Consider the following 14,642-nt stretch of genomic DNA (forward strand, 5'->3'; position numbering starts at 1 on the left):
TATTATATTTCGCAAATCCATAAATAATATATTTATCATAAAGATAATAAATTTCTACAACATTCTAAAACATAACCATTTTTATTAATTTATTTTTTCGCTTACTCTATTCAGTTTTCAGCTTCCCTGTTATTAATTATTTAAGTTTGTTTCTGTGGTTGTGTTGCATTACTGCCAACGTTTATGTATAAGGAAAGTTGCGTGTTTGTGTGCGAGGATTTTCCGAAGGAAAATCAGAAGCTAGCAAACAAGCAACTAACTTTGGTTTAGCTAAAACTAGCAATTTTTTTTATACGGTGTTGCCTGTAGTTATTTTTTCCGATATATAAGTAAATTATATTTAAATTCAGTTCCATCAGTTGGTAAATGGGCAAATACTTTTAATTCCGTTTCTGTTATTTTCGAAAATTCTATTTCTTTTGTTCTGAGTGAAGCTAATGGATTTAAATTTGACTCTTTCAATTTTTTCAAATGTTCTGGAGTAAGTTTGTCAAAAGTCATTCGGAATAACTTAAGTCTTCGGTCATATTTCCATTTTCCAGATTCGAAATCACGAGGATTCTCACAGTCGATAAGTTGGAAGGATCCATTTTTTTCAATTCGCATGCTTGGTAAACATACTATCATTTCAGTAGTTGTATCATTTAAGGTATGAGTTGTTTCCATTATTGTCTTTCCGGTACTGTCAGTTAGTTTTTGAAATTCCCAAATTCCAACAATCAGTTTTTCAATTTCGTCTGCACTCTTTTTTGTTTTAGCTTCACCCTTTAATTCAAAATAAGATTTTGATTGACCAAAAGCCAGTATAGGAATAAATAATATGGTTAAAATAAGTTTTTTCATAATTCTGACTAACGTTAAATTAAGTTGTTGATTATTAATTATATTTTTTAAATTTAAGCATTTCCATTCACTTTTTTCCTCACTTTCTTCTGTCGTTAGCTCAAGAAATTAACAGGTTTTTTCTTGTGTGGGGAATTACAGCCAACACAAATATAACTATTAATTAGAAGCGTTACCTATCTGTCTCCAGTCTCCAGTCTTTCAAGATATATAATTCCAAATATTCTTATATTTCCCTAAAGCCTTGTAAGTGTTTAAGATAACCTCGTTTTCAATGTTAGTCAGGGTCGGGTCTTCTTTCAGCACCTTTTTCGCATAAAACCGAGCGCTTTGTAAAATATCTTTATCCTTAATAATATCGGCGATTTTTAAGTTTAGCACACCGCTTTGTTGGGTGCCCATGATGTCTCCCGGACCACGTAATCGTAAATCGACTTCGGCAATTTCAAAGCCATCGCTGGTACTTACCATGGTTTTTAATCTTGTTTTGCTATCGTTGTTCAATTTGTGGCCAGTCATTAAAATACAATAGCTTTGTTCTGCACCACGCCCCACACGACCACGTAGTTGATGCAATTGCGATAAACCAAAGCGTTCCGCACTTTCAATAATCATTACCGAGGCATTGGGTACATTAACGCCCACTTCAATAACGGTGGTGGCGACCATTATTTGCGTTTTACCTGTGATGAATCGCTGCATTTCAAAATCCTTATCGGCAGGTTTCATTTTTCCGTGAACAATGGATATTTGATATTCGGGCATTGGGAAGTCCCTCGAAATGCTTTCATAACCATCCATCAAATCTTTATAATCCAATGCTTCACTTTCTTGAATAAGCGGATACACAATATAAATTTGTCGGCCCTTAGCAATTTCATCCCTAATGAATTTAAAAACTTGCAACCGGTTTTTATCATACCTATGAACCGTTTTTATGGGCTTTCTTCCGGCCGGTAATTCGTCTATGACGGAGATGTCCAAATCGCCATAAACCGACATCGCTAAGGTGCGCGGAATAGGGGTGGCGGTCATAATTAAAACATGTGGAGGGATAGAAGCCCCTCTAATCTCCCCAGAGGGGAGGCTTTCATTTCCCCTCCCTTCGGGAGGGGCTAGGGGTGGGCCTTTATGCCATAATTTGCTGCGTTGTGCGACTCCAAAACGGTGTTGTTCGTCTATAATGGCGAGTCCTAAATTTTTGAATTTTACCTTATTTTCAAGTAACGCGTGTGTACCAATAAGTATCTGCAATTCGCCATTTTCTAAAGCTTCATGAATTTTTTTTCTTTCTGAAGTTTTACTTGAACCTGTTAACAGTTCTATACTGATTTTCAATTCTTTGCACATGTCAATTAAACCATTATAGTGCTGTACTGACAAAATTTCAGTCGGCGCCATTAAACAGGCCTGGAAACCGTTGTCAAGTGCTATTAACATGGACATGAACGCCACTATGGTCTTTCCAGAACCCACATCGCCTTGCAACAACCGATTCATCTGTGCATTGCTGCCTAAATCGGCACGTATTTCTTTTAAAACACGTTTCTGCGCGTTGGTCAATTCGAAGGGTAAATGGGCATTAAAAAAGCTGTTGAAATAAATTCCAACATGTTCAAAAGGAAAGCCTCTTATTTTAGATTTATGGATTAAATTTTTAATGATCAATTGCAATTGGATATAGAAAAGCTCTTCAAATTTTAACCGGAATTGTGCTCTTGCAAGTAATGTTTGATTCTTAGGAAAATGCACATTAAAAAGCGCCTCACTTTTTGATAATAGTTTCAGTTCCTGACGAATATTTTCAGAAAGTGTTTCGCTAAACTTCCCATTGGTCTCCATAAACAATTGCTGCATAATTTTAACAACCACACGATTGCTAATGCCTTTATTGGATAGTTTTTCTGTAGAGGGATAAATGGGTTGCATCGCCGAACGTAAACTTTTTTCGTGGTCTTCCAGCAATTCCATATCCGGATGTGGCATGCTAAAGCGTCCATTGAACCAATTTGTTCTACCAAAAATCACGTAGGTTGTATTGAGTTTTAAGTTTTCGCGAATCCATTTTTGCCCCCGAAACCAGACCAATTCCATAACGCCCGTATCATCTTGAAAGGTTGCCACCAAACGTTTGCCTTGTTTTTGGGCGATTTCCTTAAACCCTACAATTTTTCCAATAACCTGCACATCGGCATTGCTTTGCTGTAGTTGGTTAATTTTATAGTACTGCGTTCTGTCAATGTATCTATTTGGAAATAAGTTGATTAAATCTTGATAGGTATGGATGCCCAATTCCTTTCGGAGCAAATCGGCACGATTGGGCCCAACGCCTTTTAAATAATCTATGGGAGTTTGAAGATTGCTAATCATAAGAAACGAATTTAAGCCTTTTCAAGCAATCCATAAAATAGAAAATTTGCGTATTTTGGCTTCATCGTTGATATACTATATTCATGAAGCGTTTCCTCATTATTTTATCACTTTTTGTCTTAGTTAAAACCTATTCACAACAAACTGAATATGCTGATTTTAAAACGGCGAAAGCAGATATTGTTTTTGGTAATTTGAGCAAACATGAAGTAAGCGGCACTATCACTTATGAGTTTGATATTTTGAAAAACACGGATTCTATTTATGTAGATGCCAATGGTTTTAAAGAAATAGCATCTATTTTAGATGGTAAAATACAGGGAAAGTTGTATGATGGGAAACACTTAATCATCAAACACCCTTTCAAACCAAACACACACCACAAACTGGATATTGTTTGGAAAACAAGCCCAAATAAAGCCATGTATTTTATTGATTGGGATTATGAAGAAGGAAATAAACAAATATGGACACAAGGACAAGGGAAATACACCAGCAATTGGCTCCCTAGTTTTGATGACATGAATGAAAAAGTTGAATTTGATTTAACAATTACTTTCAATAAAGACTATGAAGTTATAGCCAACGGAAAATTAATAAATAAACAAATCAACGCATCAACCATAACTTGGCATTACGATATGCAGCAACCCATGTCCGGTTATTTAGTTGCATTAGCGATTGGTAAATATGATAAAAAGAGTGAATTTTCCAAAAGCGGCATTCCTTTAGAAATGTATTATTACCCCGAAGATTCAGCAAAATTCGAACCCACCTACCGCTACACCAAAAAAATGTTCGATTTTTTGGAAGAAGAAATAGGCGTTCCGTATCCATGGCAAAACTATAAGCAAGTGCCCGTTAAAGATTTTCTATATGCTGGTATGGAAAACACCAGTACCACTATTTTTGCCGATAGTTTTGTGATTGATTCCATTGCGTTTGTCGATAAAAATTATGTGAACGTAAATGCCCACGAATTAGCGCATCAATGGTTTGGCGATTTAGTAACCGAAACCTTAGGTACCCACCATTGGTTACAGGAAGGTTTTGCTACTTATTACGCATTATTAGCAGAACGAGATATTTTTGACAAAGATTATTACTATTGGCAACTTTATGAATATGCGCAAGAATTATTGGAGCAAGACCAAGCAGGACAAAGCACTTCGCTTTTAGACCCAAAATCGAGTAGTACCACATTTTATAAAAAGGGGGCTTTGGTGTTGCATTTGTTGCGAGAAAAAGTGGGGGATGAGGCTTTTAAAAAAGGGGTTAAAAATTATTTACAAAAGCATCAGTTTAAAAATGTTGAGACTAACGATTTTATAAAGGAAGTTGAAAAGACTAGTGGGCAGGATTTAAGTGAGTTTGTTAAAGTGTGGTTGGAAAATGAGACGTTTCAATATCAAGAAGTTTTAACAAGTTTAAAAAAATCTAAGTTTATTGAAGGATATTTAGCTGTAGATTGTGAGGTGTTTAATCCAAAATGTAACACGTATTTGTCCTCAAATATTTCAGATGAAGCAAAAATCAAAGTAATATCACAAAATTCCACGCTGATTAAAAAAGAAGATTTTAATAATAGTTTAAAAGTCCGTCAAGCCATCGCTAAAAACATTGAAGAAATTCCTTTAGAATTAAAAGAGGACTATGAATCGCTTTTAAGTGATAAATCCTATTCAACCATTGAGGCCGCATTATATAATTTATGCACTAATTTCCCTGAAGACAAATTAAAATATCTTTTCAAAACAAAAGATATTCAGGGTTTTAACAATAAAAACATCAGGATGTTGTGGATTGTTTTGGTGCTGAACACACCCGGTTTTGAAGATGTAAATAAGCGAGCCTATTTTAATGAATTAGTTGACTATACAAGTCCTAAATACGATTTTGAAACCCGAGAGACGGCTTTTTCATATTTTAATGCGATGCAGGTTTTTAATGAAACCATTATTTTCAATTTAATAAATGCCAGTAAACACCATAACTGGCGTTTCAAAGAATATTCAAAAAATTTATTGGGAAATTTGAAGCAATATGAAAAATATAAGATTTTAATTACTAATTTAGAGCAAAAATGACCATTAGATGAAACATCGCTTGCTAAATTTTTGCCTACCTGCTCAGGCAAGTCCGACTATTAAAAAACAAATAACAATAAGCAGATGAAGGCATTAGTGATTTCTGGTGGTGGCAGCAAAGGCGCATTTGCAGGTGGTGTGGCACAGTATCTTATTGAGGAACTTAAGCACGATTATCAACTGTATATTGGCACTTCTACAGGAAGTTTATTGGCGCCGCATCTGGCACTTCATAAAATTGAAAAAATAAAAGAAGTTTATACCAGTGTCACCAACGAAAGTATTTTTGATGTGTGCCCGTTTGTGGTCAAACAAAGGCATGGTAGCCAGACCATTGCTATTAACCACATAAGTGTTCTTTTTAATTTAGTAAGAGGAAGTAAAACCTTTGGGGAAAGCCATAATTTAAAAAATCTTATTAAAGCTACTTTAACGGAAGATGAATTTTTATATCTAAAACAATCCTATAAAGATGTGGTAGTTACGGTCTCTAATTTATCCTTAAACCAAGTGGAGTATAAAAGTTTGAAGGATTTTGAATATGAAGAATTTGTTGATTGGATATGGATTTCGTGCAATTACACCCCGTTTATGACCTTGGTAAAAAAAGATGGTTGCGAATATGCCGATGGCGGGTTAGGGAACATGGTGCCCATTGAAGAAGCCATAAGTAGGGGCGCTACCGAAGTGGATGCCATTATTTTGCAGACCGAAATAAATCAATTTAACAGGTTGCCCTCAAAAAACCCCTTTTCACTATTAACAAACATGTTTGCTTTTATGCTCGATAGAATAGAATCACAAAATATTAGAATCGGGAAGTTTGCCGCAACACATAACGATGCTATCATTAATTTTTATTATGCGCCAACGGTCTTAACGGTCAATTCGCTTATATTCAATAAAGAAAAAATGACCCAGTGGTGGCAAAGTGGCTATGATTTTGCAAAATTCAAGAACCAGGAACTAAGTCAATTGCAAGAGTAATATGAGGGCATTGGTAATTTCTGGCGGTGGTAGTAAGGGGGCTTACGCAGGGGGTGTTGCCCAATATTTAATCCAAGAAAAAGAGCACCGCTATGATATTTTTGTAGGCACCTCTACAGGAAGTCTGTTGGTGCCACATTTGGCTGCCGGTAAAATTGACAAAATCCAAAAGGTCTTTACCGATGTAAAACAAAGTAACATTTTTAGTGTCGATCCTTTTAACGTGCGTAAAAGAGGCGAAAGGGAATTTGTGTCCATAAATTTTTTAAACTCTATATGGCAATTTATTAAAATGAAGCGCACCTTTGGTGAAAGCAAAGCCTTGAAACGCTATCTTAAAAAACACTTTACCGAGGAAGAATATAATTTAATTAGAACCACAAAGGAAGATGTGGTGGTTACGGTTTCAAATCTATCTAAAAACAGAGTGGAATATAAGTCTATCAAGGATTTCTCTTATGATGAATTTTGTGAATGGATTTGGATATCCTGCAATTACATTCCGTTTATGTCCTTGGCAAAAGTAGATGGTTTTGAGTATGCCGATGGTGCTTTTGGTTGCGTAGTGCCTATTCGCGAAGCCATTCAGCGGGGCGCCACAGAAATTGATGCTGTGGTGCTGGAATCTGAAAATATGGAGTATATGAAGGTTTTGGGTAAAAACCCCTTTTCGCTGATGCTCAATTTGTTTGGGCATTTATTGGATCAGGTAGAAAAAAGCGACATCCTTATTGGGAAGTTAGCGGCAAAAAACAAGGATGTAAAACTGAACTTGTATTATACACCTTCAAAACTTACCGAAAACTCACTTATATTCAATAAAAAATTGATGCTATCGTGGTGGCAGCAAGGGTTTGATTATGCCAAAACAAAAGACGAGCAAGCACGTTCCAACGAACTGAGATTGAATAAGTAATGGAGCCTTGAATTTAGCTGATATTTTTTTGCTCTGTGCAACTCTGTGTTTTCTTTGTGAAACTCTGTGAAATAACTATACCACTAAGGCACACAAAGTAAAAAGAAGTTTCACAAAGATTATTAAGTTGCTAAAGAGATTTACCTTCATTCTGAAAAGATATCAGGCTCATTTTTACCAAATCTCTGACACCTCTTCTTTTAAAAATGAAAGGGCGGCATCACTAGGGGAGCGGCGTTCCATCATTTCGGTTAAAATAACCTCCCTAAGTTTATTGGCGGTGTCCGTTTTTTCAAGTAAACTGGCTTTTCTTATTAATTGAATGGTGGCATTTTTTGCGGCATTGATAATGTTCCAACACTTATCGCTTATATAGATTTGTTGGGTTAAATTATGTTCAAATTCCTGTTCAATGTTTTGTATAAGTAATGCCTCGTAATCTTCTTTGTTTGAAGATAACGGAGCCACTCTGATCAATATATTTGAAGGCGTGATGCGTTCCAAGAACAAGGTCATCCGTTCATAAGCTTGCAATCGGGTTGGCAATGCGTTTACCTGTATGTCCTTTTTCAGTAAAAAGCGTCTTCTGCCATCTTCATTTTTGGTGTGTTCCTTAAAAAAATAATAGGCTATCAAGCCTGTTATTAACGATGGTATGGCAAACAAAAACAGGTCTATAATTCGGTTAAGATCCATAAAAAGTGTCATTTGGTTACAAACTTAGTTCGTTTGTCTTTAATTCACAAGTAATTATTCAATACCGCTATGTCCAGCTCATTAAAAATCTTTACATTTTTCCATACGTGTGATGATTTTTGGACAATCATTTTACCAATTTTAAATCAGTTAAACCCATTCATTCGTGAATTAGTTGCTAAAAACAGAAATATTGATTTTGTGGATACTGCGACCGTAAACTGCTAACTAATCATTTTGTTTATAATTATTAATAATTCATCTTTATAAAAAGCGCAACAATGGTTAATTTCACGTCGTAAAATTATTGGTCTTTTGGAAAAATATTTAAGTCAGTTAAACGAAGCACAATTAGAGCCCACCATTCAAAAAGAGGGGCCCATGATTATTATTGCTGGGGCGGGTTCGGGCAAAACACGTGTGCTTACCTACCGTATTGCGTATTTAATGAGTGAAGGCGTGGACCCGTTTAACATCCTATCCTTAACCTTTACCAATAAAGCGGCGCGCGAAATGAAAGACCGTATTGCCACTATTGTCGGTACAAGTGAAGCCAAAAATTTGTGGATGGGAACTTTTCACTCGGTTTTTGCTAAAATTTTACGCATTGAAGCCGATAGATTGGGCTACCCTAGCAATTTTACCATTTATGATACCCAAGATTCAGACAGGTTGATTTCTTCTATCATCAAGGAAATGAATCTTGATAAGGATATTTACAAGTATAAGCAAGTCCGTTCTAGAATTTCATCCTATAAAAATAGTTTGATTACGGTTAGGGCCTATTTTCAAAACCCGGAACTTATTGAAGCCGATGCCATGGCAAGACGCCCTAAATTGGGTGATATTTATAAAGAATATGTAGAGCGTTGCTTTAAAGCGGGCGCCATGGATTTTGATGATTTACTTTTGAAAACCAATGAGTTGCTCACGCGTTTCCCGGAGGTGTTGATGAAATACCAAAACCGGTTTAAATATATTTTGGTGGATGAGTACCAGGATACCAACCATTCGCAATATTTGATCGTAAGGGCGCTGTCCGATAAATTCCAGAACATTTGCGTGGTGGGCGATGATGCACAAAGTATTTATGCGTTCCGTGGTGCAAACATCAATAATATTTTAAACTTCCAGAAAGATTATGATGATGTAAAAGTGTTTAGGTTGGAACAAAATTACCGTTCTACAAAAAACATCGTGAATGCTGCAAATTCCATTATTGATAAAAACCAGACGAAGCTCGATAAAGTGGTTTGGACCGCTAATGATGAGGGCGCAAAAATTATAGTGAACCGTTCGTTTACCGATGGTGATGAAGGCCGTTTTGTGGCAAGTACCATTTGGGAAAACAAGATGCAACACCATTTAAATAACAGCGACTTTGCTGTTTTGTACAGAACCAATGCCCAATCGCGTGCTATTGAGGATGCTTTGCGCAAGCGCGACATCCCTTATAGGATTTACGGTGGTCTCTCATTCTACCAGCGCAAAGAGATTAAAGACGTGCTTTCGTATTTACGATTGGTCATAAACCCTGCCGATGAAGAAGCGTTAAAACGTGTCATTAATTTCCCCGGCCGTGGTATAGGGGACACCACTATGGATAAATTGGTTGTAGCGGCCAATGGCTATAAGCGCACTATTTTTGATGTGATGAAAAACATCGATAAAACCGATGTCAATATAAATTCCGGCACCAAAGCAAAACTTCAGGATTTTGTTACCATGATTGAAAGCTATCAGGTTTTGAACCAAACTGCCGATGTTTTTGAATTGGCAGAACATGTAACCAGAACCAGTGGTTTGATACGTGAATTCAAAAAAGATGGTACGCCAGAAGGGGTTACAAGAATGGAGAACATTGAGGAGCTTTTAAACGGGATGAAGGATTTTGTGGAAGGTCAAAAAGAATTGGCAGATACCACAGGAAATTTAGCGGAGTTTTTGGAAGATGTCGCATTGTCAACCGATATTGATGCCGATAAGGGCGATCCAGACCATGTGGCATTAATGACCATACATTTGGCTAAAGGGTTGGAATTTCCGTATGTATATATTGTGGGGTTGGAAGAAGATTTGTTCCCAAGTGCCATGAGCATGGGTACGCGCAGTGAACTGGAAGAGGAACGCAGGTTGTTTTATGTAGCCGTAACCCGTGCGGAAAAGCAAGCGTATTTAACCTACGCCCTATCACGATACCGTTGGGGTAAATTGGTGGATTCTGAACCAAGCCGTTTTATTGAAGAAATAGATGAACAGTATTTAGACATTATAACGCCCATTGAAGAGCGCCGATTCAACCCGATGCTGGATGCTGGTATTTTTGGTGATCCCGATAGCCCTCGGGAGAACCCAAATAAAATACGATTTAAGCCAGCCAAACAAGCGGTGTTTAAAAAGAATGGCACAAACAAAGAAGAACCTGTTAAGTTTCAAGTTACAACGCCTAAAAACTTAAAGCCGGTAGCAAAGGCAAGCACTAACACCAATTTATTTGATAGCCAATTGGTGGTGGGAAATCTTGTAAAGCACCTGCGTTTTGGTACGGGCGAAATTTTAAAGATAGAAGGAACAGGCGCCGATGTGAAAGCTGAAATAAAATTTCAGCATGGCGGTGTTAAAAAATTATTGCTGCGATTTGCCAAGTTGGAGGTTATTGGATAAACAAACTGGTTTAAACTTTTTTGATTGAAGCGAAATCCCGATAGCTATCGGGAAAAGGTTTTTTGCTCAATTGAAGGTTTTTTAGAATTCCATAGCATCGTTACGGAGTTATAAAAAGACAAAAAGAGAGTGAAAAAAAATCGTTTTGTAGCCAATTGAAAAAAGTTTAAAATGCGAATCAAGAGTTGAAAAGATTATAACCCATTAGGATTTAGAAAACAATATTAGGGGCGTTAGCCCTGAAATCGTCGTAGTAGATACAAACGTTAATGAAATAAAAAGGGGCGTAGCCCTGTTATCTTCGTAAAATAAAACGATAACGAGCAAAAAAGATATAGTCCTCAAATCTAATAAACACGGTAAACACGTACACAATTGTTTTCTCAAAAGATGTCAGGGCAAACGCCCCTAATTCATCTTCATGGCACATTTTGCTACAAAGACTATAGGGCTAACGCCCCTAAGTCAAGCGCGCACTCCAATTTTTCAGTCGGCTAAATAGTTACAATATTTTAACCCTTGATTTGCATTTAAAACAGTTCGATATTAAAGATGTGTTTGCGTAAACGCTTTTAATTTCAACCAAGTATCCAAGAGTTCCAAACCTATCCATCCATGCCCTGCATTGGGGTATAAAGTAAATTCGTAGGTTATGCCTAAAGTTTTTAATTTATCTCTTAAATCGATGCCTTGGGTGGTAGGTACCAATGGGTCCTGGCCGCCATAAAATAAAATGGTTGGAGGCGCAGTAGCCTTGACTTGATACAATGGACTGACTTCCTGTAAAAAAGAAATTTCCGCATTGGTACCAAAATAATCCAATAATTTCTGCAATTCTGGATTGGTGTTATTTAAATAATTAGGATCGGCTAAGTTTGTGGGCCCTACAATGCTACAAACCATATCTACTTTTTTGTCAGTATCAAACGCATAACTCCATAACAGTGCCAAATGCCCGCCAGCACTGGTGCCTATAAACCCCAAATCATCCGAAATGGTATATTTAACCCTATTTTCTTTTAGATGATCGATCACAGAAGTGATATCATCAATTTGCATGGGGTAAGGTTTGTTGTTGGCATCTGCCAATCTATAATTAATATTTACGATGGCTAGGTTTGGAAAATCCTGACGGACTAAATCCTTAATGGCGTTCATATCTGCTTTATCGCCAGAAGACCAACCTCCGCCATGAATTAAAACCATGGTTTTTGTGCTGGAAGTTCGGTTGGCGGGCAAGTACAGATCCAATTTTTGGTTGCTATCACTCCCATAGGAAACATTTAATTCTTGATAAAATTTTGAAGCATCCAATGGAGAGTTTGAGCTATCAGATGGGTCATTTTCACAGTTATAAACCGAAAACGGGATAAGCAGGATCAGGAAAATAAAATTAAGATGTTTCATAACAAAAATATTATTTACTTTGTAAACGGGAATGCAAGGTAATTATTATGGCTGAATTTATTAGAATATACGAAGAAAATCCTAATCCAAAAGAAATTGATAGGGTGGTGGCTGTTCTAAAACGAGGAGGGTTGATTATTTATCCTACCGATACGGTATATGGTTTGGGCTGCGATATCAACAATTTAAGAGCGTTGGAACGTGTTGCCCAAATTAAAAACATCAAATTGGAAAAGTCTAATTTTTCGTTTGTTTGCCACGATTTGAGCCATTTAAGCGATTATGTAAAACAAATTGACACGGCAACTTTTAAAATATTAAAACGCGCGCTTCCTGGGCCTTATACCTTTATTCTTCCTGGATCCAATAATTTGCCCAATCCTTTTAAAAAGAAGAAAACGGTCGGGATTCGTATTCCCAACAACAACATTGCTTTGGAGATCGTGAAAAAGCTTGGAAACCCCATTATTTCGACTTCTATACATGATGAAGATGAGGTTATTGAATACACGACCGATCCAGAACTTATTTTGGAAAAATGGGATAATTTGGTCGATTTGGTTATTGATGGCGGTTACGGCGATAACTTAGCGTCAACAGTTATAGATTTATCGGAAGATGAACCGATTGTAGTAAGGGAAGGCAAAGGGAGTTTGGAGATTTTTTGATAACATTTATAAATGATTGTGCCCTTATTTAAAAGAAAAACACAAGTTTTATTTTTCTATCATTGTTGTTTGATAAAGAATTAAGACCGCTTCGCTGTTAGAATTAGGAATAAAGATTTGGTTGCAACTAACTGACAAACAAGCTAATAATTTTTTTTAAATTTTTTGAAACCCCAAATTTTTATTAGGATCTAAAACTTGGCAAAAAGCTGATAATATAACATCCAAAAAACAGAACCAATGACAGTCTGTAAAAATTGTTATTGGACCATACAGTTTTTTTTGCAAAAAAAGAATAGTTTTCTGCGGATATTTTTAGTGTTCTAATTTAATATAATTATAAGCCTTACCCAATTGTCTTAAAGCTAATCATCGCCAAACAACTTCTACCATTCGTTCTCTATTTTCCGAGCTTCATCCTGCGTATAAAAGTTACCCTTCTCAACATCTTCTATGGCTTCATCAATCTTTTTATTATATTGCTCTAAACTGATTCTTTGAGGTTCTTTTGTGCCTTGGTTCAAAACGCTTTCTAATTGTTCAAAAAGCGACTCATTTACAGCAAATAACTTTTGTGTAAACTCATATTTTCTTGCTTCTAAATCCATATTTTATACGTTTTAATAGTGAACTTATCTTGACTTTTTCTATTTCCTAAAAAACGGCTAAAAAACGGCTAAAATTCGTCCATATTTCGTTACCTTTTTTATGCGTAGCGATGCTATGCCTTTCAAAAAGTGCCTCATCTGAACAAATTTTATCTCGTTTTCGGTCAAAAACAAAAAGTCAAGATGAGTTCAGTAACAAATATACAATGTATGTTCCATATTGGACGGCATTTCCAGTTGGTATAGGGTTAATTTATATAACTTACCTAACGGAAAGCCCGCATTAGGGATTACTCATTAATTTTTATTTTGATAAATCGGAAATCGTGAATGCTTCGCATTTGAAGTGAAAAGCCCACAGTGATCCCATCACGATAGCTATCGGGAGAGCGAGGACTTGTAGCGTATAGCCCGACCTTTAGGTAACGCCCATAAAAAAAGCCCAACTTTGCAGTTGAGCTTTCATATTTATTTTGAAATCTGACTATTTTTTAACAGAAAGGTTTTTCATTTCTTTTTCAACCATGTCATAAAATTGGTCTATTTTAGGAAGTACAACAATACGGGTACGTCTGTTTTTTGCTCTGTTTTCAGCAGTATTGTTGTCTACTAAAGGCACATAATCAGCACGTCCGGCAGCTATTAATTGTGCAGGGTTAACGCCTAAAGATTGCAACACTCTGATGATTGATGTAGAACGTTTCACGCTCAAATCCCAGTTGTCTAACAACACACCGCTTGAGTAAGGTACGTTGTCTGTGTGGCCTTCAACCATGCATTCAAAATCTGGTTTGCTGTTTACAACTTTTGCTACTTTAGCAAGTACTTCCTTAGCTCTTGTGGTTACATTGTAACTACCGCTTTGGAACAATAATTTATCGGCAATGGAAATAAATACCACGCCTTTTTCAACATTGATTTCGATATCGGGATCATTGATGCCCACTTCACGTTTGAAGCTGGTTACTACGGCAAGTGTAATACTGTCTTTTTTAGTCAACGCATCTTGCAGACGGGTAATTTTCATGTCTTTTTCTTTGATGCTCTCTAAGGTTTTTTCTATGTTGCTGGCACCTTTAGATGATAACACTTGCAGGTTGTCATTGCTTTTTCTCAAATCGGAAACTTGCTCTTCCAAGGTTTTTGCTCTTGCTGTTGCAGAGGCTCTATCTTCCAAGCAGGTGTTTAGCTTAACAGTTGCAGAATTCAATAAGTCTTGAGATTCCTTGTATTTTGTCTCGAGGTCTGTAAATTGCTTTTTTGAAACGCACGCGCTTAATAAAAGCATGGCAGATACACTAAATAATAAGATTTTTTTCATGATATTTAAAATAGGATTAATTTCTTGTTCGTTTGTGCAAAAATATATAAAAAACGATGGATTTTAACATTTTAA

The 14,642-nt window shown here is 36.4% G+C and carries 11 protein-coding genes; 5 read left to right on the plus strand and 6 right to left on the minus strand.

Annotated features, from left to right (window positions below; all coding sequences use genetic code 11):
- Positions 1-309 precede the first annotated feature (309 nt).
- The gene (locus tag ACU1LP_RS14785; RefSeq protein WP_445734814.1) at positions 310-843 is read right to left on the minus strand and encodes a hypothetical protein; all 534 of its coding nucleotides are present in this window, start codon (positions 841-843) and stop codon (positions 310-312) included.
- A gap of 201 nt (positions 844-1,044) precedes the next feature.
- The gene (gene recG / locus ACU1LP_RS14790; protein ID WP_445732663.1) at positions 1,045-3,213 is read right to left on the minus strand and encodes an ATP-dependent DNA helicase RecG; all 2,169 of its coding nucleotides are present in this window, start codon (positions 3,211-3,213) and stop codon (positions 1,045-1,047) included.
- An 83-nt stretch (positions 3,214-3,296) separates the two neighbouring features.
- Between recG and ACU1LP_RS14795 the strand changes: the two genes are divergently transcribed.
- From ACU1LP_RS14795 to ACU1LP_RS14805, 3 genes are all read left to right on the plus strand, one after another.
- Positions 3,297-5,300: a M1 family metallopeptidase gene (locus tag ACU1LP_RS14795; protein ID WP_445736659.1), complete on the plus strand. Its 2,004-nt coding sequence runs from the start codon at positions 3,297-3,299 to the stop codon at positions 5,298-5,300.
- Between the two features lie 84 nt (positions 5,301-5,384).
- Complete coding sequence (locus tag ACU1LP_RS14800; protein WP_445736660.1) at positions 5,385-6,287, plus strand: patatin-like phospholipase family protein; 903 nt, start codon at positions 5,385-5,387, stop codon at positions 6,285-6,287.
- Position 6,288: 1 nt separating this feature from the next.
- Positions 6,289-7,203, plus strand: coding sequence for a patatin-like phospholipase family protein (locus ACU1LP_RS14805; protein WP_445732660.1), 915 nt, complete (start codon positions 6,289-6,291; stop codon positions 7,201-7,203).
- A 174-nt stretch (positions 7,204-7,377) separates the two neighbouring features.
- Here the strand turns inward: ACU1LP_RS14805 and ACU1LP_RS14810 are convergent, their stop codons facing one another.
- A complete protein-coding gene (locus tag ACU1LP_RS14810) occupies positions 7,378-7,899 on the minus strand; it encodes a DUF7935 family protein (RefSeq protein ID WP_445736661.1) in 522 nt (173 codons plus the stop codon).
- Positions 7,900-8,214: 315 nt separating this feature from the next.
- Here ACU1LP_RS14810 and ACU1LP_RS14815 point away from each other — a divergent pair, with 315 nt between their 5' ends.
- On the plus strand, positions 8,215-10,563 hold the full coding sequence (locus ACU1LP_RS14815) for an ATP-dependent helicase (protein ID WP_445736662.1): 2,349 nt from the start codon (positions 8,215-8,217) through the stop codon (positions 10,561-10,563).
- A gap of 546 nt (positions 10,564-11,109) precedes the next feature.
- On the opposite strand, the gene ACU1LP_RS14820 is transcribed toward ACU1LP_RS14815, so the two are convergent.
- Positions 11,110-11,970, minus strand: a complete 861-nt coding sequence (locus tag ACU1LP_RS14820) for an alpha/beta hydrolase fold domain-containing protein (RefSeq protein ID WP_445732835.1) — start codon at positions 11,968-11,970, stop codon at positions 11,110-11,112.
- A 47-nt stretch (positions 11,971-12,017) separates the two neighbouring features.
- Here ACU1LP_RS14820 and ACU1LP_RS14825 point away from each other — a divergent pair, with 47 nt between their 5' ends.
- Entirely contained in the window at positions 12,018-12,638 is a 621-nt protein-coding gene (locus tag ACU1LP_RS14825; protein WP_445736663.1) for an L-threonylcarbamoyladenylate synthase, read from the plus strand.
- 386 nt (positions 12,639-13,024) lie between these two features.
- Here ACU1LP_RS14825 and ACU1LP_RS14830 read toward each other — a convergent pair whose 3' ends face one another.
- Positions 13,025-13,246, minus strand: coding sequence for an addiction module protein (locus ACU1LP_RS14830; protein WP_445736664.1), 222 nt, complete (start codon positions 13,244-13,246; stop codon positions 13,025-13,027).
- Between the two features lie 484 nt (positions 13,247-13,730).
- Positions 13,731-14,567, minus strand: coding sequence for an OmpA family protein (locus tag ACU1LP_RS14835; RefSeq protein ID WP_445736665.1), 837 nt, complete (start codon positions 14,565-14,567; stop codon positions 13,731-13,733).
- Between the last annotated feature and the right edge of the window lie 75 nt (positions 14,568-14,642).

It is taken from the genome of Mariniflexile sp. (genome assembly GCF_052728615.1).